Here is a 22,333-nt window from a genome sequence, read left to right on the forward strand (position 1 = left end):
GCACCCACACGAATTGCTTGATTCAGTTGTTAAAGAGCGGTTGGTTAAGAGCTTTCGTCTCAACCGAGGCGCGCATTCTACAGCAGCCTCATTTGCTGTCAAGTGATTATTTTCAGAAGTTTTCAAGGATTCCTTAACAACTTCAACCACTTGCGCTTTCGATCTCTCGTCAGCGGGAGGCGAATTCTACAGCGTTACTCGCTGCTGTCAACACCTCTTTTTCAACTTCCTTCGCGCTTCGATGACCTGAAGCAACTTGCTGCCGAAAACTGCGTAACTCATTGTATTCCAAGGAGTTTTCAGTTTCGACTGCGCCGGAAGTGGGGCGAATTATAGGCTTCCAGAATCTGCCGTCAAGCACTGATTTGGGTTTTCTATCAGACAGACAAAATCACCGCTTATATATAGACGCGCCTGTAACGATTGCGCAGTATATTGCCCATTACCAAGAACAATACCCCCAAGCTCTCTACTTCGGACGATGCCACTCAATGAATGATCAGCCTCGCAGCCTTGCCTCGACCTTGTTTTCGGTCGGCCTGCTATTAATAGCCATGGCATCGATCCAGTCCGGAGCCTCCCTGGCCAAAAGCATGTTCCCTGTTGTCGGCGCACAAGGGACCACCACCCTGCGCCTGATCTTTGCCAGCGTAATCATGCTGCTGTTGCTCCGACCATGGCGGGCGAAGCTCACGGCAAAATCTCTGCGCACTGTCATCGTCTATGGCATGGCGCTGGGCGGAATGAACTTCCTCTTCTATATGTCTTTGCGCACCGTTCCGCTAGGGATCGCGGTGGCGCTGGAGTTCACCGGGCCATTGGCAGTTGCCATCTACGCTTCACGCCGCGCTATCGACTTTCTGTGGATCGCCCTGGCAGCCGTCGGTCTCCTGCTGTTAATTCCCACAGGAGCAACCACAGCGAGCATCGATCTGGTGGGTGCCGGTTATGCGTTGGGGGCCGGTGCCTGCTGGGCGCTGTACATTCTTTTCGGCCAAAAGGCCGGTGCCGACAATGGTGTGCAGACCGCCGCGCTGGGAGTAATGATTGCTGCGCTGTTCGTAGCCCCCATCGGGATTGTTCATGCGGGCGCAGCGCTGCTGACCCCCTCACTGATCCCGATCGCCCTCGGCGTCGCCATTCTCTCCACCGCACTGCCTTACACCCTGGAGATGGTCGCCCTCACACGCATGCCGGCCAGGACTTTCGGCACATTAATGAGTATTGAACCCGCTATTGGCGCCCTTTCAGGGTTGCTGTTCCTCCATGAGTACTTGTCGCTGTCACAGTGGATGGCCATCCTGTGCATCATTCTGGCTTCCGTCGGTGCCACCATGACGATGGGCAGTGCCGCAAAGCCCGCTGTTGCGGCGGATTGATACAGGAATTGACGAGACTCTGGTATTTACCGCTCAATTAGGCCATGTTTAGGCCCGCAACCCAGTGACAGACATGGACTTTTCAAGACAGGGATATCAGAACGCTTCATGCGTAAGCGATTACAGCCGAACCCGGGCAAAAGACCCGGGACGCTACAAGGACAGCAATGAAACGAATTTTGATACTGATCGCCGTACTTGCAGTTGCGGGCTGCGCGGCGACATCCAAAACCCAGATCAAACACGGCAAGAAAGGACTGCATATCAACTGTTCCGGGCTGTCGTCTTCCTGGGACAAGTGTTATGAGAGCGCCGCGAACTCATGCGCGCCCAAGGGCTACAAAGTCATCGCCAAGTCAGGGGATGTCGTGGAAGAGCCAGGGGACTACCCTTTTGGCCTCAATCCGGCCGGGTATACAAGCCGCAGCATGATCGTCATCTGCAAATAGCTTGAAGCCTCCGTGTCAGGCTCTCGGACTTGCAATCTGGCGGCTGGTCTCATCGTAACTGGACTTCAGCACCCTGCGCTGCAGCTCCGGAGTAACGAGCATCCGCGCCACCACCAACGCCCCGATGCATTGCGACAGAATGGCCCAAGCCAGGCTGTCGCTCTCCAGCACCTGCGCCCAGCTTTCCTGAAGCTGGCAGATCCAGTGCTCTGCCTGCTGCCGTATCACTACGTCGGAACGGGCGATCTCGGCACCCAGGGCCGGTAATGCACAACCGGTTTCCGGATGATCGACATGGGACATGCTCAAGTAATGCTTCAAGCATCGCTCGAGTCTATCCCGGTCCTGATCAGCCCCCAGCCGTTCCAGGCTTTGACGCAGCTCACGCTCGACAATGGACGCGAACAGCTCGTCCTTCGACGAGAAATGGTTGTAGAACGCGCCGCCGCTCAAACCGATCGCTTTCATCAAGCCGTCCACGCCCACGCTGGAAAAACCAGACTTCTTGGCCGACACCGAACTGCTTTGCACAGGAAGGTTTCATCGCCTGCCTCACCCGGCGCAGTGCGAACAAACTCCAGCCACTGGTCGATGCCATCAAAGCCAATGGTCACGAGGCCCATGGTTTTGCCTGCGATGCACGCAAGGAAGATGACGTGATCGCACGGGTCGAACAGATCGAAAGCGAAATTGGCCCCATCGAGGCGTTCGTATTCAAGATAATCAGTTGTTCTTCGGCCAGGATCGTCTGGAGGTCGTCCTGGACGCTCTGAGTTAAATATCGATGACCAACCGCCCTTGCGCCGCTCCCGACAGGAGCAGCTCATGGGCGACCTCGGCGGATTCCAGGTTGAACCGGTGCGGATCGAGAATGGGCACCACACTGCCCGCTTCGATCAGTCGCGCCGCCTCCTGAAGGATCCGGCCATGGTACTCACGCCCGTTCCCGGTCAACAACGGTAACAAGGTGAACACGCCGGAATAGGTTGCACCGCGAAAGGACAGCGGCGCCAGGCTGTGCTGCCCCCAACCCAGACAACTTACCACATGACCGTGATAGACCCGTGCCGCCTTGAAGGACGCATCCAGGGTTTCACCGCCTACCGTGTCATAGACAATGTCAAAACCCTCCCCGTCCGTATGCTCAGCCACGTAGGCCTCCACCGACGTCTTTCGGTAATCAATGAAGGTCGCGCCCAAGCCTTCGATGATTTCCTGCTGCCCCGCCGACCCGGTGGCGAACACCTCGGCACCAAACACGCGGGCGATTTGCACCGCCACATGCCCGACACCTCCTGCACCACCGTGAATCAGCACTTTCTGACCCGCACGCACCCGAGCGCGGTCGACCAATCCTTCCCACGCCGTAATCAGCACCAATGGCAATCCCGCCGCTTCGCGCATGCTCAGATTGGCCGGCTTGCGCGCCAGCAAACGCGCATCGACCACCGCGTACTCAGCCAGCGAACCCTGGACACCGCCGATTCCTGTCGCCATGGCATACACCTCATCGCCGGGCAGCCAGTCACTGACGCCCTCGCCTGACGCTTCGACGGTGCCCGCCAGATCCATACCCAGTACCGCTGGCAGTGGCTGGCGAGCATGGGCAGCCTGGCCCGAACGAATTTTCCCGTCTAACGGATTGACCCCGCTGGCCGCGATCCGCACCAGTACCTGTCCCGCTCCAGGCACCGGTCGCTGAATCGAAGCCAGGCGCAGAGGTGCATTAGCAGAGTCAACAATCAGCGCGCGCATATGCATTGAGTCATTCATTTCGGCTACTCCCGTCAAAGGTGGTAGAGCCATCTTCCAGCAAGCCACTCATGCCGATAAGACGCCGAATAGCTATAGTGACCATTCCCATATGGCATCAATGAGAAATCCCGTGGACAAACTCCATGCAATGGCGATTTTCGTCCGGGTGGTCGAACGCGGCAGCTTTTCCGCCGTCGCCCGGGAAATGCAGACCAGCCAGCCGACCATCAGCAAAGTACTGCGCGCACTGGAAATCGAGCTGGGTGGAAAGCTGATCGCACGCAGTACCCGTCGGTTATCCCTGACCGATGAAGGCCAGCGCTACTACAACGAGTGCCGACAAATCCTCGCCGCCGTCGATGCAGCCGAGCACAGCTTCCAATCCGGCAGGGAAACGATTGCCGGTCATCTGCGCATCGGCTCGTCGGTCAGCTTCGGGCGCTTGCAGATTGCTCCGCGCCTGCCGGCATTCCTCAAGCGATATCCAGAGATTGAAATCGACCTGCAACTGAATGATCAGAACCAGGACCTGGTCAGCGAAGGCCTGGACGTGACGTTCAGGATCGGACAAATGAATGACAGTGGCCTGATCGCTCGTCACATCGGCACCACCCACCGGGTAACCGTCGCAACGCCCGCCTACCTCAAGCAACACGGTGAACCACAAACACCGCAGCAATTGAGCGAACACAACTGCCTGCTATTCAACCTGCTGAACAGTCAGAACCTGTGGGTTTACCAGCGCGATGGACAACTTCATGAGGTGCGGATCAAGGGCAACGCCCAAAGCAACAACTCCGAGGCGATTCGCGAGATGGTGCTGGGTGGCCTGGGCATTGCAATGTCGCCGGTGTGGCTGTTCAGCGAGGATCTGAAAGCCGGGAGAGTGACCGCGATTCTGCAGAATTACACTGCGCAATCGCTGCCGATACACGCGGTGTCCCCGGCGAATCGTCGTCAATCCGCCAGGGTCAAAGCCTTTGTCGACTACATGAGCCAGGCGCTGGAAGCAGCGCCCGACTTGCAGGCGATCAAATAGCCGCGGTGCGCGTGTTCAACCATTCCAGGGCCGCACCATCGAGCAACGGGCTCAAGCGCTTGCGCACTTCGGCGTGATAAGCATTGAACCACTGCTTTTCTTCTTCCGTCAGCAGCGACGGCTCCAGGCAACGAGTGTCGATCGGGCACAGGGTCAGGGTTTCGAATTTCAGGAACTCGCCGAATTCGCTGGTGCCTGCTTCGCGGTTCATCGCCAGGTTTTCGATCCGCACACCCCAGCGGCCCGGACGGTAAGTGCCTGGTTCGATAGAGGTGATCATGCCCGGTTGCATCGCGGTTTGCGGTGCAGGTGCGGCTTGATAGGCAATGACTTGCGGACCTTCGTGAACGTTGAGGAAGTAGCCAACGCCGTGACCGGTGCCATGGCCGTAATCGACGCTTTCGGCCCAGATTGGCGCACGGGCGATCGAGTCCAGCAGCGGCGACAGGATGCCTTTCGGGAATTGTGCACGGGACAAGGCAATCACGCCTTTGAGCACACGGGTGCAATCGCGCTTCTGCTCGGCCGTCGGTGTACCGACCGGTACCATCCGCGTGATGTCCGTGGTGCCCCCCAGGTACTGGCCGCCGGAATCGATCAGCAGCAGACCATCACCTTCGATCACCGCGTGTTCTTCTTCGGTGGCGTGGTAATGCGGCATGGCGCCGTTGGCGTTGAACGCGGCGATGGTGTTGAAGCTCAGCGACACATAACCCGGACGGCGCTCACGGGCGGCGGTCAGTTTCTCGTCGATGGTCAGCTCGGTGATGCGCTCGCTGCCCGCGAGTGCCGAGTCCAGCCAGGTGAAGAATTCGCAAAGCGCCGCGCCATCCTGTTCCATGGCCTGACGGATGTGCTCGGCGTCAGCCAGGCTTTTTTGCGACTTGGCCAGGGTGGTCGGGTTCAAGCCTTCGATCAACTTGACGCCGCTGTCGAGGTTATCCAGCAATCCTGCCGTGACCCGCGCCGGGTCGACCAGCAAGCTCGCCCCTTTCGGAACGGCGCGCAGTGCTTCGGCCACTTCGCTGTAATCGCGCAGGGTCACGCCATCCTGTTCAAGGACCGCACGCAGTTCGGCATCGACCTTGCTCAGTGCCACGAACAGGGTTGCCTGCTGCTGGCTGATCAAGGCGAAGGAAACGAACACCGGATTGAACGACACATCGCCGCCGCGCAAGTTGAACAGCCAGGCGATGTCATCGAGGGTGGCGATGAAGTGCCAGTCAGCGCCGCGCGCCTGCAGGGTTTCCCGCAGTTTGGCGAGTTTTTCGCCACGGCTGACGGTCGCCTGCGGAGGCAAGTGCTGATAGATCGGCTCGTTCGGCAGGCTCGGGCGGTCGCTCCAGACCTCGCTCAACAGATCGATATCCGTGCGCAGACGAGCGCTGCGTTCTTCCAGCTTGCCGCTCAAGGTACGTGCGGAGGCCACGGCCATCACCGCGCCATCGACCGCGACCACACCGCCTTCCGGGGTTTGCTCGGCCAGCCAGTCCAGCGGCCCCGGCTGACCCGGTTGCAGCTTGACCAGTTCGATGCCGCTGCCCTTGAGTTCCTTGGTCGCCTGCTCCCAGTAACGGCTGTCGGCCCAGACGCCAGCAAAGTCCGCAGTCACGATCAGGGTGCCGACCGAGCCATGGAAGCCGGACAACCACTGCCGCCCCTGCCAGTAGCCCGGCAGGTATTCGGACAGGTGCGGGTCGGCCGACGGCACCAGCAGGGCGTGAATGCCCTCGCGGCTCATCAGTTCACGGGTTTGCGCCAGGCGCTGGGGCACCGATCCATTGATCGAAGACTGCGTACTCATCATGACTCCTGCTAACCACTCATCATTATTGTTTAGCGCCGATCGGTGTCGGCGCTTCGAGGCACTACTGCCAGAATGCCGGAGCACTGGCGCAGGCCGTTTTAATCAGTTGTACCGCTTGATCGATATCCTGCTCGGTGGTGAAACGCCCCAGGCTCAAGCGAATGGTGCGACTCGCCGAACGAGCGTCATGCCCCAGGGCCAGCAGCACATGGGACGGAGCATTGCTCGCGGAATTGCAGGCCGAGGTCGCGGAAAACGCGATCGACGCGAGCAACGCCGCCGAATTGAACTCGCCCTCACTGAAGGTCAGGCTCAGGGTATGGGGGATGCGTCGGGTCGGGCTGCCATTGAGGCGTACGCCGGGAATGCCCAGCAATTGATCGAGCAGGCGTTCACGCAGACGCACGATCAAGGCTTTTTCTTCATCGAACGCAGCCGCCGCCAGAGCGAATGCCGCGCCCATGGCGGCAATCTGGTGGGTGGCCAGGGTCCCGGAACGCAAGCCGCCCTCGTGACCGCCACCATGAATCTGCGCCTGCAAACGCTGGTGCGCGCGCGGCCCGACATACAACGCACCAATGCCTTTGGGCCCATAGATTTTGTGCGCCGAGAACGACATCAGATCCACCGGCCATTGCGCCAGATCGATCTGCACTTTGCCTGCCCCCTGCGCCGCGTCGACATGAAACAAGGCGTCGCGATCACGCACCACCTGGCCAATGGCCGGGATGTCGTTAACCGTGCCCAGCTCGTTGTTGACCAGCATCAGCGACACCAGGAAGGTGTCCTCGCGCATGGCTTCGCTGACGGCTTGCGCGGTGATCAGGCCGTCGCCGTCCGGCACCAGATAGGTCACTGCCACACCCGCGTCCTGCAATTGTCTTGCGGTATCGAGGATGGCCTTGTGTTCGATCTGGCTGGTGATGATGTGGCCGCCGGCAACGCCGCGGGCCTGGGCAACACCCTTGAGGGCAAGGTTGTTCGATTCGGTTGCGCCGGAAGTCCAGACGATCTGTTCAGGCGTGGCGCCAACCAGTTCGGCGACCTGGCGCCGGGCCTGCTCGACGGTTTGCCGGGCCTGCTGGCCGAATGCGTGGGAGCTGGATGCCGGGTTGCCAAAGTTGCCGCTGAAACCCAGACACTCGACCATGACCTTGATGACCCGCTCATCCACCGGCGTGGTGGCGGCATAGTCGAAATACAACGGACGTTTATTCATAAAAGACTCGCAGAGCGTGTTCCGGGATCAGGAGGCTCGTCACTGTAAACATCAACACGCAGCCTCGTGAGCGGCGCCCGGTTTCAGAACGTTACCAATACCTGATCGGATGCTGTTAAAGAAGTACCACTTCATTAAAAGTGCGTAGGAACGCTCCTGAAAAGCGAGCTTAACAGGCATCGGGCGACCGGTTGAAGCAATGCGTCAGCGAAAGCTTTCGAGCAGCAGCGGATACAGCGAAGCCACCAGCAACGCGGCCATGCCCCAGTTGAACAGGCGCAACCAGCGACGGTCCTTCAGGACGTTGCGCAACAGCGTGCCGCACGCAGCCCAAACGCCAACGCTCGGCAGGTTGATCAGGGCGAATACCGCGGCAATCACGATGACATTGGTGAAGTAACCCTGCATCGGCGTGTAGGTACTGATGGCACCAATGGCCATGATCCAGGCTTTGGGATTGACCCATTGGAATGCAGCGGCGCCGAAGTAGCTGATGGGTTGCCCTCCAGCCTGTTCGCCGTCCGAGACCGGCCCGGAATGGGCGATTTTCCACGCCAGATACAGCAAATACGCAGCGCCGACATAACGCAGCGCGGTGTAGAGCAATGGATACGTCTGAAACACCGCGCCCAGGCCAAAGCCCACCGCCACGACCAGCACGAAAAATCCGCAGGTAATGCCGAGCATGTGAGGAATGGTGCGGTTAAAGCCGAAGTTCACCCCGGATGCCAGCAACATTGTGTTGTTCGGGCCTGGCGTGATTGAGGTGACAAGGGCGAACAGGGCGAAGCCCAGCAGCAGATCAAGCGAGAGTGTCATGGGTGGCAGTCCATCAGGGTCGATCAAGTAACGACCCTATCGCACACCCCGGGTGAAACCCACGGACAGTTGGGTAAAACTTCCGGCAGTACAGTTTTCGCTTAGCTAGGACGACCGTGAAGCTGTACAGCGCGTCCAGCGTTCATCTCACCCTGCTTGTCGAAGCCGAACGATTTTTGCGGTTCGCCGAGCAATTCAGCTTTTTTCGCCTGGTATTCGTCGAAGGACAGACCCCGGCGATTCAACGCCTCCAGCGCAAGCTCCCTGGTTTCTTCAGCGGTGTAAGGGCGCAACTCCGGCGAAGTCTGACTGGCGCATCCGGCGAGAACGGAGACGGTCAGCAGCAACAACGTGGCGATCAGAGGTTTCATGTTCAGGCGTCCTGGCATCTGGGTTCGGGGCAATGAACACAGGCTACTCGCGTCTCTGGCCGGGTAAAAATCATCGTTCTCGATAGTCGCTATCGAGTTTTCCTGATGTTGCCAGACCGTAGGCGCCGTCTCGGGGGCGTGTCGACCTTGAACCTTGCGCTGTTCCAGGTGCCGACATCGCCGACAAGCCAGCTCTATTGGGATCTTTATATTTCCAAATGATCTATAAATATCAACCAACGATCTTTTGAGGAATAACAAATTGCCTTTATAACAACTGCATCCCCTGACGCACTGTTGCTCACGCAACTGTTCGCCAGGCAACAGTCAATCAACAAACAGCCCTTGGAAATCAACAGCGCGGTCTGATCAACTCGCTGCAAGCCCCGTAAAACGTGGCTTCGAGGGATTGGTACAGCTCTTGCTCAATGGGGAAAAGCCCAGTGATGACTCACTGCTCCCACAGCAACTGTTTAAAAAGGAACTGATCATGTCGCGTCCATTGAAAGTCGTTGCCGTCTCCGGCGGCACCTGGCGTCCCTCCCGCACCCTGGTGCTGACCCAAGCGCTGTTGGCGCAACTGGCCGAGCAACTGCCGATCGAGAGCAAGTTGATCGAACTGGGTGACATCGCCCGGCCATTGGGCGCGGCGCTGTCTCGCCAGGAACTGAGTGAGGACGTCGAAGCCGAACTGCAAGCGATTGAAAACGCCGATCTGCTGATTGTCGCCGCACCGGTTTATCGCGGCTCCTACCCTGGCCTGCTCAAGCACCTGTTCGACCTGATCGATCTGAATGCACTGGTGAACACCCCGGTACTGCTGGCCGCCACCGGTGGCAGCGAACGTCATGCGCTGGTGCTCGATCATCAGCTGCGCCCCCTGTTCAGTTTCTTCCAGGCGTTGACCTTGCCCATTGGCGTCTATGCCACCGAAGCCGATTTCTCCAATTACCAGATCACCAGCGAACTGCTCAGGGCCCGCATTCAACTGGCTGCAGAACGCGCGGCGCCGTTGTTCAGCGTGCACCCCAACAATCTGCTGAAAATCGCTTAAGGAATTCGTCATGGATGTTTTCTGGTTTTTGCCGACCCACGGCGACGGGCATTACCTGGGCACCACTCAGGGCGCACGCCCGGTCACCCTCAACTACCTGAAACAAGTGGCACAGGCCGCGGACAGCCTCGGCTACCACGGCGTATTGATTCCCACCGGGCGCTCCTGCGAAGACTCTTGGGTGATCGCTTCAGCCCTGGTGCCGCTCACCGAACGCTTGCGTTATCTGGTGGCGATCCGTCCGGGCATTATCTCGCCCACCGTGTCGGCACGCATGGCCGCCACCCTGGATCGACTATCCGGTGGCCGCTTGCTGATCAACGTCGTGACCGGCGGCGATCCGGACGAAAACCGTGGCGACGGCAGCTTCCTCGATCACAGCGAACGCTATGAAGTCACCGACGAGTTCCTGAAAATCTGGCGCCGGGTATTGCAAGGCGAATCGGTGGACTTCGAAGGCAAACACCTGCGGGTACAGAATGCCAAGGCGCTGTATCCACCGGTGCAGAAACCTTATCCGCCGCTGTACTTCGGCGGCTCGTCCGATGCCGCACACGACCTGGCCGCCGAGCAGGTCGATGTCTACCTGACCTGGGGCGAACCACCGGCCGCCGTGGCGCAGAAACTCGCCGATGTCCGTGAACGTGCCGCCCGTCACGGGCGCACGGTGAAGTTCGGGATTCGCTTGCATGTGATCGTCCGCGAAACCGCCGAAGAAGCGTGGAAAGCCGCAGACAAACTGATCGAACACATCAGCGACGAAACCATTGCCGCCGCGCAGAAGTCGTTCTCGCGCTTCGACTCCGAGGGTCAACGGCGCATGGCCGCGCTGCATGACGGGCGTCGCGACAACCTGGAAATCTCGCCCAATCTGTGGGCCGGTGTCGGCCTGGTGCGTGGCGGTGCCGGGACGGCGCTGGTCGGCGACCCACAGCAGGTCGCCGCGCGCATCAAGGAGTACGCGGACCTGGGGATCGAGAGCTTCATCTTCTCCGGTTACCCGCATCTCGAAGAGGCGTATCGCTTCGCCGAACTGGTCTTCCCGCTGCTGCCCGAGCCGTACGCGAGTCTCGCCGGGCGTGGCGTCACCAATCTCACCGGGCCGTTTGGCGAAATGATCGCCAATGATGTGCTGCCGACCAAAACCACGGCCTGACCCACGCACTACCTGTAGGAGCGAGCCTGCTCGCGATGGTCGTCAACGATGACGCTGTCATTCAGACATCCCGCGTAATCGTTGTTCTCCATCGCGAGCAAGCTCACTCCTACAGGGGACCTGCGTCTTTTAAAAAGGAAAACAGCGTGACTGCCAAGCCGCAAAGCGCCCTGATCCCCCCATTGCAGACCGCCCGTCAATTGGCCGCCGAATTTGCCCTGACCGCCGTCGAGCGCGACGAACGCGGTGGTACGCCCAAGGCCGAGCGTGATGCGCTGCGCCACAGCGGGCTGCTCGCGTTAAGCATTCCCACCCGGTTCGGCGGCCTCGGCGCCAGCTGGAGTGAAACCCTGACCATCGTGCGTGAATTCGCCAAGGTCGACAGTTCGATTGCCCATGTGTTCGGCTTCCATCACCTGATGCTCGCCACCGTGCGCCTGTTCGCCCGCCCCGAACAATGGCAGCCATGGTTTGAACAAACGGCGCGCAAGAACTGGTTCTGGGGCAATGCCCTCAACCCGCTGGACACCCGCACCGTGGTGAAAAAGCTTGATGGCTGGCGCGAGTTTTCCGGCAAGAAAAGCTTCTGCTCCGGCGCCAGCGATTCGGAGATGCTGATCGCTTCGGCGGTGGACGAAAGTGCGGGCGGCAAGCTGTTGATCGCCGCCATCCCCAGCGGTCGCAGCGGCATCACCTTGCACAATGACTGGAACAACATGGGCCAGCGCCAGACCGACAGCGGCAGCGCCACCTTTGAACGGGTGCGGGTCGAAGAATCGGAACTGCTGCTTGATCCGGGGCCGTTGAGCACGCCGTTCGCCTGCTTGCGCCCACTGATTGCCCAGCTGACGTTCACCCATATGTTCCTCGGCATTGCCGAGGGAGCGTTCGAAGAAGCGCGCCAGTACACGCAGACCGAGACTCGGCCATGGCACAAATCCAGTGCCCAGGAAGTCAGCCAAGACCCTTATGTACTCGGCCATTACGGTGAATTCTGGGTGGCCCTCGAAGGGGTGCGGCTGTTGGTGGAGCGCGCAGCTGATTTGCTCGACAAGGCTTGGGCGAAAGGCCCGAACCTTAGCGCCGAAGAGCGCGGACATCTGGCCACCGCCATCGCCACGGCCAAGGTCGCCGCCACGCGCAATGGCCTGGAACTGTGCAGCCGCTTGTTCGAAGTCACCGGCGCTCGCTCGACCCACGCCTCGCTGCGCCTGGACCGCCACTGGCGCAACCTGCGCACGCAAACCCTGCACGACCCGGTGGATTACAAACTCCATGAACTGGGTGACTGGGCGCTGAACCAGGCCTTGCCGATTCCGACTTTCTATTCATAGCTTCCCAACCAAGGAGCGTGCCCCATGCAACTGCTGACCTTACCGCCCTCGCCCGCTCTGGCCACGTCGATCCGCGCCACGGCCCAGGTGTTCGAAGACCCGAAATCCCAGGCCTTGCTCGCCCACTTGCAACAAGTCGCCCCGAGCGAAGCCAGTGTGTTGATCATTGGCGAAACCGGCACCGGCAAAGAGCTGGTGGCGCGCCATATCCACAACCTCAGTGCCCGGCGCAACCGGCCGTTTGTGGCAGTGAACTGCGGTGCGTTCTCTGAATCACTGGTCGAGGCCGAGCTGTTCGGCCACGAAAAAGGCGCTTTCACCGGCGCCCTCAGCGCCAAGGCCGGCTGGTTCGAGGAGGCGGACGGCGGCACCCTGTTCCTCGATGAAATCGGTGATTTGCCGATGGCCATTCAGGTCAAGTTGTTGCGGGTGCTGCAGGAGCGTGAAGTGGTGCGCCTGGGTTCGCGCAAGAGCATTCCCATCGACGTGCGGGTGTTGGCAGCGACCAACGTGCAACTGGAGAAAGCCATCAACGCCGGCCATTTCCGCGAGGATCTGTACTACCGGCTGGACGTGGTCAGCCTGGAGCTGAGCCCGCTGCGAGATCGCCCCGGCGACATCCTGCCCCTGACCCGTCACTTCATCGACGCCTACAGTCAGCGCCTCGGTTACGGCAGCATCACCATCAGCAAAGAAGCCGAACTGAAACTGCGCAGCTACAGTTGGCCGGGCAACATCCGTGAGCTGGAAAACGTCATTCACCACACCCTGCTGATTTGCCGCAACGGCATCATCGAACGCGATGACCTGCGCCTGTCCAACATGCGCATCGAACGCCAGGACGATCACCACACCCAGGTCGACGATTGCGCCGAGGCCCTGCTCGACCGGGCGTTTCAAAAGCTGTTCGAGGAACAGGCCGGCGCGCTGCACGAAAAAGTCGAGGACGCCTTGCTGAGGGCAGCCTATCGCTTCAGCCATTACAACCAGGTGCACACCGCCGCGCTGCTGGGCTTGAGCCGCAACGTGACCCGCACGCGCCTGATCAAGATCGGCGAACTGGCGGTGAACAAGCGACGACCGACGGAAAACGTGCAGGGCGAGCGCTTGATGCAGTTGTCCATCTAACAGGCGCCAGGGCCGACTGCTGCGGATTTCGGTTGCTGATGTACTCGGGAACGTGGCTATTGGCCTCCGGGACAGATCTGAAATTGCGGCGCGGCCATCGCGGGCAAGCCACGCTCCCACAGGGTTTGGGTCGTTTGCACATTTCGTGAACGACCCAAAAAGCTGTGGGAGCGCGGCTTGCCCGCGATGGCGTCCTCAAGATCAACCGAAGCTTAGAACCCCGGCGCAATCTGCCCCTTGTAGCGCGTCAAAATGAACTGCCGAACCTCATCGGAGTTCAACGCCTTGGCCAGTTTCTGCACGCCCGGATCGTTGATGTTGTCCGGCCGCGCCACCAGGAATTCGACGTACAGACTCTTGCCCTTCTCGACGATCAACGCACTGTTGGTATCGATCCCCGCTTCCAGCGCGTAGTTGGCGAAAACGAATGCCAGGTCCACCTGACTCACCGAACGCGCCAGCAGCGCGCCTTCCAGCTCACGGATTTTCAGGTGCTTGGGGTTTTCGGCGATGTCCCGTTGCGTCGCCAGGGTGTTGCTCGGGTCCTTGAGCTTGATCAGCCCCGCTTCGTGCAGCAGCACCAGGGCGCGACCGGTGTTCACCGGGTCGTTGGGGATCGACACGGTGGCGCCGTCCTTGAGCTCGGAAATGTTTTTGATCTTGGTCGAATAAGCCCCGAACGGTTCGATGTGCACACCGACCACCGGCACCAGGTCGGTGTGGCGGGTCTTGTTGTAATCATCGAGAAACGGCCGGTACTGGTAGTAGTTGGCGTCGAGGTTCTTCAGCGCCAGCTGCTGGTTGGGCTGGATGAAATCGGTGAAGACCTTGATGTCCAGGTCCACGCCTTCCTTGGCCAGGGTCGGTTTGACGAATTCGAGGATTTCCGCGTGCGGCACCGGCGTGGCGCCGACGGTCAGTTTTTCGTTGGCGTGAACGCTCAGAGAAATCAAGGCAGCCAGAACGGCCAGGGTCTTTTTCATGTTGTGCTCCTAGGCAGATAGAGTGGCCGTCGTGGGGCGGACGTGGGGCCGATTGTTGGTTTTGAACAGAATGTTTATCGATGGCTGTAGCGCGCCACCAGTCGGTCGCCGCTCATTTGCAGGGCCTGGACCAGGATCAACAGCAGCACCACGGTGACCACCATCACGTCGGTCTGGAAACGCTGGTAGCCATAGCGGATCGCCAGGTCACCCAGACCACCGCCGCCGATCACCCCGGCCATCGCGGTGTAATCCACCAGCACGATGGCAGTGACTGTCACCGCCGCCAGCAGCCCTCCTCTCGCCTCGGGGAGCAAGGTGAAGCGGATGATTTGCCAGGTGTTGGCGCCCATGGCCTGGGTCGCCTCCACCACCCCGCGATCGACTTCGCGCAACGCGGTTTCCACCAGCCGCGCGAAGAATGGCGTGCAACCGACCACCAGCGGCGGAATGGTCCCCGGCACGCCCAGGGACGTGCCCACCAGTAACGTGGTCAGGGGAATCAGCACGATCAGCAAAATGATGAACGGCAGCGAACGCAGCATGTTCACGATCACCGACAGCACCCGGTAAACCCCGACCGCTTCATGCAACTGGCGCTTGCCGGTAAGGAACAGCAGCACCCCCAGCGGCAGGCCCAGCAACACGGTGAAACCGAGGGCCGCGCCGAGCATGCTCAGGGTGTCGAGGCAGGCCTGGCCGATGTCGGCCCAATAAATGTTCTTGAACCATTCAGCCATGGTCACGACCAGTCATGACGCGGCGGTTTCACGCCGTTGAGCAGCCAGTTGCCGACCACGTGGTATTTCCAGCGCACCGGATCGTGCAGGGTATGCACCCGCGCGTTGCGCCAGTGGCGGTCGAAATTGTGTTTCTTCAGGGTCGAACGAGTGCCGCCCAGTTCAAACAGCTTGTTACTCGCTTCAATGGCGATCTCGGTGGTCAGCACCTTGGCTCTGGCCACGGCCAGGGATGCCAGGGCCACGTTGTCCTCATCCGGTGCCGGGCGCGCCGCGTCCAGTGCCCGTCCTGCCCGTTCCAGCAAGGCTTCGGCGGCTTCCAGGCGAATGTCCAGGCCACCGACCTGAATGATGGTCAGCGGATCTTCGCTGGCCCTTTCCACACCCGAGTCGATCCATGGCCGGGCGAATTGCCGGACAAAGGCGATGGTGTCGCGCAGGGCGGCGCGGGCAATGCCGGCATCGATGGCCGCGGTGGTCAGCTGGGCGAACGGGCCGGCCAGGGTCGGGCTTTCATAGGAACGATACGTCGGGAACAGGTTGAACGCCGAGACGTGCAGATCTTCGGCCAGCACGGTGCCGCTGGAGGTGGTGCGCTGGCCGATGCTGTCCCAGTCGTCGACGATCACCAGCCCTTGAGTGCCTCGCTGGACGAATGCCAACTGGCCTTTCTGCTCTTCATCCAGCGCCAGCACCGCGAGCCAGTGCGCATACAACGAACCCGTGCAATACCCCTTGCGCCCGTTGATCACATGGCCGTCGCCGTAACGGCGGATGGTCGCCTGAATGTCCTGCACATTCTTGCCGCCGGTTTCCGACAAGGCGTTGGCGAACCGATGCCCCTGCAGTGCCAACTCAAAGAAATGCGCCTGCTGCTCCGGGGTGCCCTGCAGACGAATGTCTTCCAGCAGGCAGTAGTGGTTTTGCGGGATCTGCCCCAGGGACGGATCGGCCGCCGAGATGATCGCGATCACCTGCGCCAGCACCGCGGAGGACACCTGTGCTCCGCCAAATTCCCTGGGCACCGTAATGCCCCACAGGCCGCTGTTGGAGAACAGATCGACGACATCGGCGGGCACCTGGCGGGTGCGATCACGTTCGGCGTCCTGCTCCAACAGAATCGTGGCGACATGCTCGGCCACGCACAGGGCTTCGGCTTCGCTGGCGATCCGGTGGGCGGCCGGCGGGTTGATCGGATAAACGGCAGATTCAGACATACAAGACTCTCGATACCAGTGTTTACCGAAGGTCATTGCAGCTTCTGTGCCTGACTGCGAGAGCCCGTGTTTCCGGGCACTTCAACGGGTTCTGGCGGGTTCGACAATGCCGAAGTCAAGGCAATCTGTTGCTTCACTGTTGATTGCCGGACAGTGGCGCTGCTGCCGAGCGCTGTGATCTTTTTTTGTGAACTCGGCGAGTGCTGAAGATCAAACACAAGACATCGCCTTTTTCGTCAGGACCTACACTGGGAAGTCCTGCTGAAAAGCAGCGAGTGAGATCTTCCATCTACAACAAAATCAGGGAGAACGATCATGAGCGTCAAACCCATTCCAGAGGGTTACCACAGCATCACCCCGTACCTGGGCATCAAAAAAGCGGCCGAAGCCATCGACTTTTACAAGAAAGCCTTCGGCGCGATTGAGGTCATGCGCCTGTCCATGCCGGACGGCGGCATCGGTCACGCCGAACTGCGCATCGGCGACTGCCCGATCATGCTCGGTACACCGTGCGATCAAGGCCCGTTGAGCAATCCGGACCAGTCGCCGTCCGTGGGGCTGCATTTGTATGTGACCGATGTGGACAAGTCGTATAACCAGGCCATCGCGGCGGGCGGCACTGTGGTGTCGGAGGTCAAGGATCAGTTTTATGGCGACCGTTCAGGGACGTTGAAAGACCCCTATGGCCATCTGTGGTTCCTGGCCACGCGCAAGGAGGATTTGACCCAGGAGCAGATCGAGCAGCGGGCAAAGGAGATGTTTCAGCAGGGTTAGTCATTTCACGGGTGGCGAGGGGGCTTGCTCCCTCGCCACAGGTAGCAACACGCCTCCCGAAAGAAACGCCCTCTCGAAATACGAAATATTTTCTTTCATATCCCTCTTCGGGATTTCCCATGCTCATCCGTCTTATCTAGATACAGTCCTGTCGCGCCGTTAAAAGCGGCGACCGGACCTGGATCGACCTCATCGCTGCGAAGCCCGTGGCAGAGGCCTTCTCATCGAACCAAGACCCTTGATCATGTCGAAGAAATCCCGTTCCAAACTCTGGTTTCTGGTCCACAGCTGGCTGGCGCTGCCGATTTGGTTTTTTGTCCTGATCGTCTGTGTGACCGGCACCCTGGCGGTGGTCAGTCAGGAAATCGTCTGGCTGGCCAACCCGCCCATGCGCGCCAGCCAGCCCTCGGACGATGCTCCACGGCTCAACTACGACCAGATTGTCGCCGCCATCAAGAAAGCCGAGCCCGACACACTGATCGAAAGCATCAGCCGGCCCGACGAGTCGCACTTTGCCCTGGACGTGGAAGTCAGCTACCCCGACGGGCGTTCGGCGACGGTCTACGTCAATCCGTACACCGGCGCCATTCAAGGCACGGCCCCGCCCTTTGACTTCAAGGCCTTTACCCGAGCCCTGCATGGCTGGTGGCTGGTGCCGTTCACCCATGGCTACAGTTGGGGCTGGTACCTGGTGTCGTTCCTCAGCCTGCCGATGCTGGCGTCCCTGGTAACCGGACTGGTGGTGTACAAGCGTTTCTGGAAAGGTTTTTTTTGTCCGACCCTGCGGATACGTCAAGGTGCACGGATTTTCTGGGGCGATTTCCACCGCCTCAGCGGCATCTGGTCGATCTGGTTCATCGCAGTGATTTCCATCACCAGTACCTGGTTCCTGATCCAGGCGTTCCTGTTCGATAACCGGATTTCGATCTCCACCGAACCGGTCGCCGCCGTGGTACCCCGTGAAAGCGTACCGCTCAGCGCCGATGGTTTGCCGGCACCGATGATCAGCCTGGAGACCGCGATCCGCCAGGCCAGGACACGTATTCCCGGACTCGACGAGGGTTTTGTCAGCCTGCCCGACAATGCCTACGGCTATCTGTCGGTGGGCGGTCGCAGCGGGTATCCGTTGATGTACCAGACCGCGGACATCAACCCCTATACCGGCGACGTCGCCGCCACACGCCTGCTCTCGGACCGCTCGGGCCTGGAGTGGGTGACCGAGTCCATGCGTCCGTTGCACACCGGAGACTTTGGCGGGATCTGGATCAAGCTGATCTGGTTTTTCTTCGGCCTGCTGCTGAGCATGATGGTGCTCAGCGGCCTGTTGATCTGGACCAAGCGAACCGCCCTGGCCACGGCCAATGCCCTCAGGCGCAACCACAAAACGTCACGCAGCCAGACGGCTGCGGCCATCCGCCACGAGTCCACGCAGGTCAGCCCATGAACCCGGTCACCGCTGAAAAACCGCGTTCGCCGCTGAGCCGTCTCTGGCACAAGTGGCGCTTTCACCTCAACGTTCTGCTGTTGCTGGTGCCGCTGGGTTTCATGCCCGAGTATTTCGCCGACGCTGCGCTGTCCCGGGGTGACACTGGCCTGGGCGAACGGGACATCGGCGAAGTCACCGTCGGCCCGTGGAGCCTGCGCCTGGCCGAGTTGCACGACGAGGCCCCACAGCTCGATGGCCCGGCCGGCTACATGAAGAGTTTCAACGCGGCGCTGTGCACCAGCTGCCGCGAACAGGTCAAGGCGACTTACCTGCGCATCGGCAAACCGCGCAGCCTGCGCGCCGCCGGGGTGATTTTCTTCGGCACGCCGTACCGCATGGGCGCGATGTTGCCGATCCCGGCCAGAACCAGGGCCGACGCGGAGCTGTGGATCACCGTGGAAGGTTGGGACGGTGCGATGCACCAGGCATCCATTCCTCTGAGCCAGGCCTCCCCCGCCACCCTCGCCTGGCTGAGCACACAAAGAGGTACACCATGATCGACCTTATTCGCCCGCTGAGCGCCGCACTGCTGATGTTCTGCGCCGGTTTCAGCGCCAGCGCCCTGGCCCATAACCCGATGTGCGAATGCAAGGCCATCGACGCCGGGCAGATCAAGTGCACGGGCGGTTTTTCCGATGGCAGCGGCGCGCCTGGCGTGACCCTGGATGTGATCGGTTACGACGAAACCATTCTCGTGGCGGGCAAGCTCGGCGCCGATTCGACCCTGACCTTCAGGCAGCCTGAGACCGAGTTTTATGTGTTGTTCGACGTGGGTCCCGGCCATGCGGTCGAAATCGATCAGGCGGACATCGCCCCCCCCATGAGCAGCCCGACCACGCCAATCGTGCGCCCGACCGGGTCTGAACCTGAAAAAGCCCGCTGACCGCACTCTCGATCAGCTTTCTATGCCGGCAGTACCAGGCCTTTGTGCATGGGGATGGCGCACAGACCCGCGACCATGAAGCTCCGGGAACAGGGCCGATAGCCCAGATGCCGGTAGAACCCTTCGCCGGTTCTGGTGCTATTGAGACGCGCCTGCTGCTGGCCCTGATTGATCAACCAGCCCTCGAGATCTTGCACCAGCGCTTGCCCCGCGCCGCGACGAAACCACTCCGGTTGTACATAACAGAACACCACCTTGCCGTTGCTTGCGGCCATGGCGACGCCAACGGGTTTGTCCTGCAACAGGGCGATATTCAGGTACAGCCTTGGGTCGCTCAACCAGGGCTGGATATGTTCGATGGTTTTGTTGTGGGTCCAGGTGGCAACGGTTTGCGGGTCGTTGCGATGGTCGAGTGCACAACCGACGCGGATGGAGCGATCGATGATCCGGCTGATGATGCCGGCGTCGGCCGGGGTGGCCTTGCAGATCTGTATGGATGCTTCCATGGCGCTTTGCCCTCAATCCATTGAGTGTGGGCAACCATAGTCCCGAGAGATTCGGGCGGCCAATGAAGAGAAGTTACATTTGATGAGCGACAAAAACCTGTGGGAGCGGGCTTGCCCGCGATGGCGGTGAAACAGCCAACATGGATATTGAATGTAAGGGCCTCATCGCGGGCAAGCCCGCTCCCACAGGGTCTTATAGTGTTGATCAGACCGGTTGCAGCGGCATCGTCAACTCAACCCGCAACCCGTCCGGTCGACTGTCGAAACGCAGGGTGCAGCCGCAGCGCTGGACGATGGCCTGGACAATCGCCAGGCCAAGGCCGCAGCCGGTGCTTTGACCGTTGCGCCAGAAGCGTTGGGTCAAGTGCTGCAGATCGTCTTGAGCAATGCCCGGCCCGTGATCCCGCACCACGAACTGCACGCGATCGCCACTGGTTTGCAAACTCAACTCCACCGGACCTTTGCCGGAGGTATGGCGCAGGGCGTTGTCCAGCAGGTTGCGCAACGCCGCAATCGACAGCACGGCGGGCATTTGCACCGGGGCATGGGAAAACCTGGCCGGCACCTCGAACCGGATACGCTCGCGATCACCGCCGGCCGCATCCTGTATCGCCAGTTTCGCCACTTGCTCGGCGCTGCATTGCACACCGTCATCGAACGACAGACTGCCTTCGACCCGCGCCAGCAGCAGCAATTGCTCCAGGGTCCGGTGCAGGCGGTCGGCCCCCTCTTCGGCCCGGGCCAGGGACTGATCCCGCGCGGCGCCGTCGGTCATGCGCGCCACCTGCAGGTGGGTCTTGATCGCGGTCAAAGGGCTGCGCAGCTCGTGCGCCGCATCGCCGGTCAAGCGACGCTCACGCTCGATGGTCTTGCCGATTCGCTGGAACAACTGATTCTGCGTATCCAGCAAGGGTTGCAGTTCGCTGGGCAAAGGCTGGACCTGCAAGGGCTCGAGCGAATCAGGGCTGCGCCGCATCAGCGCATCACGCATGCGATTGAGCGGCGCCAGCCCCTGGCCGATCCCCAGCCACAGCAGGCACAGGCAAACGAGCAGCGCCACGCCCACCGGCACGGAAGCGGCCAGCAGGATCGACATGTTCAACGCCTCGCGCTCGATCTGCCGGTCGGCGGTGGTGATCCGCAGATCGCCACGGGCCAGGGTAAAACTGCGCCACGGCGCGCCATCGATCATCTGATCGTGGAAGCCCATTTTCTCCGCTTCCAGGGTTTGCCCCGGATCGCTGTGGCTACGGGCAAGAATTTCCCCGCGCAACGAACTGACCTGACAGGCCATGCCACCGGGGATATTCAGTTGTTCGGCGCTGAAATGGGTGCCCTCGCCCTTGCTCGGCACGGGCGGCAATTGCTCCATCAAGCCGGCCACCATCCGCGCCGAGGCCACCAGCCGCTGGTCGAGGGAAAACATCATTTGATTGCGCAGGTCGCTGAGCATCCAGGCCGCAGCCAGCGCCCAGATCAGCGCAAACGCGGCACCGAGCGTCAGGCTCAGGCGCAAACGCAAACTCATCACTTCTGTGGTTCTCCGCCATCAGCCGGTCCCAGGCGATAGCCCAGGCCGCGCACGGTCTCGACAATGCCATTGCCGAGTTTGCGCCGCAGGTGATGGATGTGGACATTGAGGGCATTGCTCTCCAATTCGTCGTTGAACCCGTAGACGCTGTCCTTGAGCTGCTCGGTCGACAATACGCGGCCACGGTTGTGCAACAGGGCCTGCAACAGCGACTGTTCACGACGCGACAGGTCTACCGGCTGGCCGGCGAGCGTGGTCTCGCGACTGCTCGGGTCATAGGTCAGGGCACCGTGTTCGATCAGGTTGACGCTGCGGCCCGCCACCCGACGCAACAAGGTGTGCAGGCGTGCGGCCAGTTCACGCAGGTCAAAAGGCTTGAGCAGGTAGTCGTCGGCACCGGCCTGCAGGCCGTCGACGCGGTCGGTGACCGAGTCCCGGGCCGTGAGGATCAACACCGGCAACTCCAGGCCGTTGTGACGCAGTTGCTGCAACAACTTCAGACCGTCCTCGTCAGGCAACCCGAGGTCGAGCACCATCACATCGAACTCCGCGACCTTGAGCATCGCCCGGGCGGCGGACGCCGTGGCCACGTGCTCCACGGTCAAGCCCTGGGCGGAGAGGCCGGCGACGATGCCGCTGGCGATCAACTCATCGTCTTCGCAAACCAGAACGTGCATGAAAAGCCTCGCAGAAATAAAGCGGA

The 22,333-nt window shown here is 60.7% G+C and carries 22 protein-coding genes and 2 pseudogenes; 12 read left to right on the forward strand and 12 right to left on the reverse strand.

The window, feature by feature from the left end; all coding sequences use genetic code 11:
- Positions 1-491: 491 nt before the first annotated feature.
- A complete protein-coding gene (gene rhtA, locus JQF37_RS25060) occupies positions 492-1,379 on the forward strand; it encodes a threonine/homoserine exporter RhtA (RefSeq protein WP_130210342.1) in 888 nt (295 codons plus the stop codon).
- A 167-nt stretch (positions 1,380-1,546) separates the two neighbouring features.
- On the forward strand, positions 1,547-1,828 hold the full coding sequence (locus tag JQF37_RS25065) for a hypothetical protein (RefSeq protein ID WP_130210344.1): 282 nt from the start codon (positions 1,547-1,549) through the stop codon (positions 1,826-1,828).
- 15 nt (positions 1,829-1,843) lie between these two features.
- On the opposite strand, the gene JQF37_RS25070 is transcribed toward JQF37_RS25065, so the two are convergent.
- Positions 1,844-2,359, reverse strand: a complete 516-nt coding sequence (locus JQF37_RS25070) for a TetR/AcrR family transcriptional regulator (protein WP_130210346.1) — start codon at positions 2,357-2,359, stop codon at positions 1,844-1,846.
- Here JQF37_RS25070 and JQF37_RS25075 point away from each other — a divergent pair.
- Positions 2,353-2,544, forward strand: a pseudogene (locus JQF37_RS25075) (SDR family NAD(P)-dependent oxidoreductase); the annotation flags it as partial. The gene JQF37_RS25070 and the pseudogene JQF37_RS25075 sit on opposite strands and share 7 nt — an antisense overlap.
- A 58-nt stretch (positions 2,545-2,602) precedes the next feature.
- Here JQF37_RS25075 and JQF37_RS25080 read toward each other — a convergent pair.
- Positions 2,603-3,601, reverse strand: a complete 999-nt coding sequence (locus tag JQF37_RS25080; protein ID WP_130210348.1) for a zinc-dependent alcohol dehydrogenase family protein — start codon at positions 3,599-3,601, stop codon at positions 2,603-2,605.
- Between the two features lie 100 nt (positions 3,602-3,701).
- Between JQF37_RS25080 and JQF37_RS25085 the strand changes: the two genes are divergently transcribed.
- Positions 3,702-4,622, forward strand: coding sequence for a LysR family transcriptional regulator (locus tag JQF37_RS25085; protein ID WP_189340468.1), 921 nt, complete (start codon positions 3,702-3,704; stop codon positions 4,620-4,622).
- Here JQF37_RS25085 and JQF37_RS25090 read toward each other — a convergent pair.
- The 4 genes from JQF37_RS25090 to JQF37_RS25105 all read right to left on the reverse strand — a co-directional run bounded on the left by JQF37_RS25090 (position 4,615) and on the right by JQF37_RS25105 (position 8,838).
- The gene (locus JQF37_RS25090) at positions 4,615-6,426 is read right to left on the reverse strand and encodes an aminopeptidase P family protein (RefSeq protein ID WP_130210352.1); all 1,812 of its coding nucleotides are present in this window, start codon (positions 6,424-6,426) and stop codon (positions 4,615-4,617) included. The two genes, JQF37_RS25085 and JQF37_RS25090, sit on opposite strands and share 8 nt — an antisense overlap.
- A gap of 64 nt (positions 6,427-6,490) precedes the next feature.
- Positions 6,491-7,648 (reverse strand): aminotransferase class V-fold PLP-dependent enzyme, encoded by a 1,158-nt coding sequence (locus tag JQF37_RS25095; protein WP_130210354.1) that lies wholly within the window; start codon positions 7,646-7,648, stop codon positions 6,491-6,493.
- 204 nt (positions 7,649-7,852) lie between these two features.
- On the reverse strand, positions 7,853-8,467 hold the full coding sequence (locus JQF37_RS25100) for a LysE family translocator (protein WP_130210356.1): 615 nt from the start codon (positions 8,465-8,467) through the stop codon (positions 7,853-7,855).
- A 101-nt stretch (positions 8,468-8,568) separates the two neighbouring features.
- On the reverse strand, positions 8,569-8,838 hold the full coding sequence (locus tag JQF37_RS25105; protein WP_130210358.1) for a hypothetical protein: 270 nt from the start codon (positions 8,836-8,838) through the stop codon (positions 8,569-8,571).
- Positions 8,839-9,328: 490 nt separating this feature from the next.
- On the opposite strand from JQF37_RS25105, the gene msuE reads away from it, so the two are divergent.
- From msuE to JQF37_RS25125, 4 genes are all read left to right on the forward strand, one after another.
- Entirely contained in the window at positions 9,329-9,892 is a 564-nt protein-coding gene (gene msuE / locus JQF37_RS25110) for an FMN reductase (RefSeq protein ID WP_130210360.1), read from the forward strand.
- Positions 9,893-9,902: 10 nt separating this feature from the next.
- Entirely contained in the window at positions 9,903-11,048 is a 1,146-nt protein-coding gene (ssuD, locus tag JQF37_RS25115; protein ID WP_130210362.1) for an FMNH2-dependent alkanesulfonate monooxygenase, read from the forward strand.
- A gap of 146 nt (positions 11,049-11,194) precedes the next feature.
- Entirely contained in the window at positions 11,195-12,382 is a 1,188-nt protein-coding gene (locus JQF37_RS25120) for an acyl-CoA dehydrogenase family protein (RefSeq protein WP_130210364.1), read from the forward strand.
- A 24-nt stretch (positions 12,383-12,406) separates the two neighbouring features.
- Positions 12,407-13,510, forward strand: a complete 1,104-nt coding sequence (locus JQF37_RS25125; RefSeq protein ID WP_047527301.1) for a sigma-54 dependent transcriptional regulator — start codon at positions 12,407-12,409, stop codon at positions 13,508-13,510.
- Between the two features lie 212 nt (positions 13,511-13,722).
- Here the strand turns inward: JQF37_RS25125 and JQF37_RS25130 are convergent, their stop codons facing one another.
- The 3 genes from JQF37_RS25130 to JQF37_RS25140 all read right to left on the reverse strand — a co-directional run bounded on the left by JQF37_RS25130 (position 13,723) and on the right by JQF37_RS25140 (position 16,450).
- Positions 13,723-14,493, reverse strand: coding sequence for a MetQ/NlpA family ABC transporter substrate-binding protein (locus JQF37_RS25130; RefSeq protein WP_090468149.1), 771 nt, complete (start codon positions 14,491-14,493; stop codon positions 13,723-13,725).
- Positions 14,494-14,567: 74 nt separating this feature from the next.
- The gene (locus tag JQF37_RS25135) at positions 14,568-15,233 is read right to left on the reverse strand and encodes a methionine ABC transporter permease (protein ID WP_130210366.1); all 666 of its coding nucleotides are present in this window, start codon (positions 15,231-15,233) and stop codon (positions 14,568-14,570) included.
- Between the two features lie 2 nt (positions 15,234-15,235).
- Positions 15,236-16,450 (reverse strand): SfnB family sulfur acquisition oxidoreductase, encoded by a 1,215-nt coding sequence (locus tag JQF37_RS25140; protein ID WP_130210368.1) that lies wholly within the window; start codon positions 16,448-16,450, stop codon positions 15,236-15,238.
- A 315-nt stretch (positions 16,451-16,765) separates the two neighbouring features.
- Here JQF37_RS25140 and JQF37_RS25145 point away from each other — a divergent pair, with 315 nt between their 5' ends.
- From JQF37_RS25145 to JQF37_RS25160, 4 genes and pseudogenes are all read left to right on the forward strand, one after another.
- A complete protein-coding gene (locus JQF37_RS25145; protein WP_130210370.1) occupies positions 16,766-17,224 on the forward strand; it encodes a VOC family protein in 459 nt (152 codons plus the stop codon).
- A gap of 244 nt (positions 17,225-17,468) precedes the next feature.
- Positions 17,469-18,668, forward strand: coding sequence for a PepSY domain-containing protein (locus JQF37_RS25150; protein WP_130210372.1), 1,200 nt, complete (start codon positions 17,469-17,471; stop codon positions 18,666-18,668).
- Positions 18,665-19,207, forward strand: a complete 543-nt coding sequence (locus JQF37_RS25155; RefSeq protein ID WP_130210373.1) for a thiamine pyrophosphate-binding protein — start codon at positions 18,665-18,667, stop codon at positions 19,205-19,207. Before JQF37_RS25150 ends, JQF37_RS25155 begins: the two co-directional genes overlap by 4 nt.
- Positions 19,204-19,530, forward strand: a pseudogene (locus JQF37_RS25160) (hypothetical protein); the annotation flags it as partial. The gene JQF37_RS25155 and the pseudogene JQF37_RS25160, both read left to right, overlap by 4 nt.
- An 83-nt stretch (positions 19,531-19,613) precedes the next feature.
- On the opposite strand, the gene JQF37_RS25165 reads toward JQF37_RS25160, so the two are convergent.
- The 3 genes from JQF37_RS25165 to JQF37_RS25175 all read right to left on the reverse strand — a co-directional run bounded on the left by JQF37_RS25165 (position 19,614) and on the right by JQF37_RS25175 (position 22,307).
- Positions 19,614-20,099, reverse strand: a complete 486-nt coding sequence (locus JQF37_RS25165; protein ID WP_130210375.1) for a GNAT family N-acetyltransferase — start codon at positions 20,097-20,099, stop codon at positions 19,614-19,616.
- Between the two features lie 205 nt (positions 20,100-20,304).
- On the reverse strand, positions 20,305-21,630 hold the full coding sequence (locus JQF37_RS25170) for an ATP-binding protein (RefSeq protein ID WP_130210377.1): 1,326 nt from the start codon (positions 21,628-21,630) through the stop codon (positions 20,305-20,307).
- Positions 21,627-22,307 carry a response regulator gene (locus tag JQF37_RS25175; RefSeq protein WP_047527280.1) on the reverse strand — a complete coding sequence of 227 codons (681 nt, stop codon included), beginning with the start codon at positions 22,305-22,307 and terminating at the stop codon, positions 21,627-21,629. Before JQF37_RS25175 ends, JQF37_RS25170 begins: the two co-directional genes overlap by 4 nt.
- Positions 22,308-22,333: the final 26 nt, after the last annotated feature.

Origin of the sequence: Pseudomonas sp. MIL9 (assembly GCF_016887925.1) — a bacterium.
Taxonomy (GTDB): domain Bacteria; phylum Pseudomonadota; class Gammaproteobacteria; order Pseudomonadales; family Pseudomonadaceae; genus Aquipseudomonas; species Aquipseudomonas mohnii.

Coding starts and splice junctions, on each gene's coding strand:
- JQF37_RS25090 (WP_130210352.1), bottom strand. CDS start 6,426: ATGAGTACGCAGTCTTCGATCAATGGATCGGTGCCCCAGCGCCTGGCG.
- JQF37_RS25165 (WP_130210375.1), bottom strand. CDS start 20,099: ATGGAAGCATCCATACAGATCTGCAAGGCCACCCCGGCCGACGCCGGC.
- ssuD (WP_130210362.1), top strand. CDS start 9,903: ATGGATGTTTTCTGGTTTTTGCCGACCCACGGCGACGGGCATTACCTG.
- JQF37_RS25125 (WP_047527301.1), top strand. CDS start 12,407: ATGCAACTGCTGACCTTACCGCCCTCGCCCGCTCTGGCCACGTCGATC.
- JQF37_RS25105 (WP_130210358.1), bottom strand. CDS start 8,838: ATGAAACCTCTGATCGCCACGTTGTTGCTGCTGACCGTCTCCGTTCTC.
- JQF37_RS25140 (WP_130210368.1), bottom strand. CDS start 16,450: ATGTCTGAATCTGCCGTTTATCCGATCAACCCGCCGGCCGCCCACCGG.
- JQF37_RS25085 (WP_189340468.1), top strand. CDS start 3,702: ATGAGAAATCCCGTGGACAAACTCCATGCAATGGCGATTTTCGTCCGG.
- JQF37_RS25135 (WP_130210366.1), bottom strand. CDS start 15,233: ATGGCTGAATGGTTCAAGAACATTTATTGGGCCGACATCGGCCAGGCC.
- JQF37_RS25150 (WP_130210372.1), top strand. CDS start 17,469: ATGTCGAAGAAATCCCGTTCCAAACTCTGGTTTCTGGTCCACAGCTGG.
- JQF37_RS25175 (WP_047527280.1), bottom strand. CDS start 22,307: ATGCACGTTCTGGTTTGCGAAGACGATGAGTTGATCGCCAGCGGCATC.
- JQF37_RS25095 (WP_130210354.1), bottom strand. CDS start 7,648: ATGAATAAACGTCCGTTGTATTTCGACTATGCCGCCACCACGCCGGTG.
- JQF37_RS25145 (WP_130210370.1), top strand. CDS start 16,766: ATGAGCGTCAAACCCATTCCAGAGGGTTACCACAGCATCACCCCGTAC.
- JQF37_RS25130 (WP_090468149.1), bottom strand. CDS start 14,493: ATGAAAAAGACCCTGGCCGTTCTGGCTGCCTTGATTTCTCTGAGCGTT.
- msuE (WP_130210360.1), top strand. CDS start 9,329: ATGTCGCGTCCATTGAAAGTCGTTGCCGTCTCCGGCGGCACCTGGCGT.
- JQF37_RS25080 (WP_130210348.1), bottom strand. CDS start 3,601: ATGAATGACTCAATGCATATGCGCGCGCTGATTGTTGACTCTGCTAAT.
- JQF37_RS25065 (WP_130210344.1), top strand. CDS start 1,547: ATGAAACGAATTTTGATACTGATCGCCGTACTTGCAGTTGCGGGCTGC.
- JQF37_RS25100 (WP_130210356.1), bottom strand. CDS start 8,467: ATGACACTCTCGCTTGATCTGCTGCTGGGCTTCGCCCTGTTCGCCCTT.
- JQF37_RS25155 (WP_130210373.1), top strand. CDS start 18,665: ATGAACCCGGTCACCGCTGAAAAACCGCGTTCGCCGCTGAGCCGTCTC.
- rhtA (WP_130210342.1), top strand. CDS start 492: ATGAATGATCAGCCTCGCAGCCTTGCCTCGACCTTGTTTTCGGTCGGC.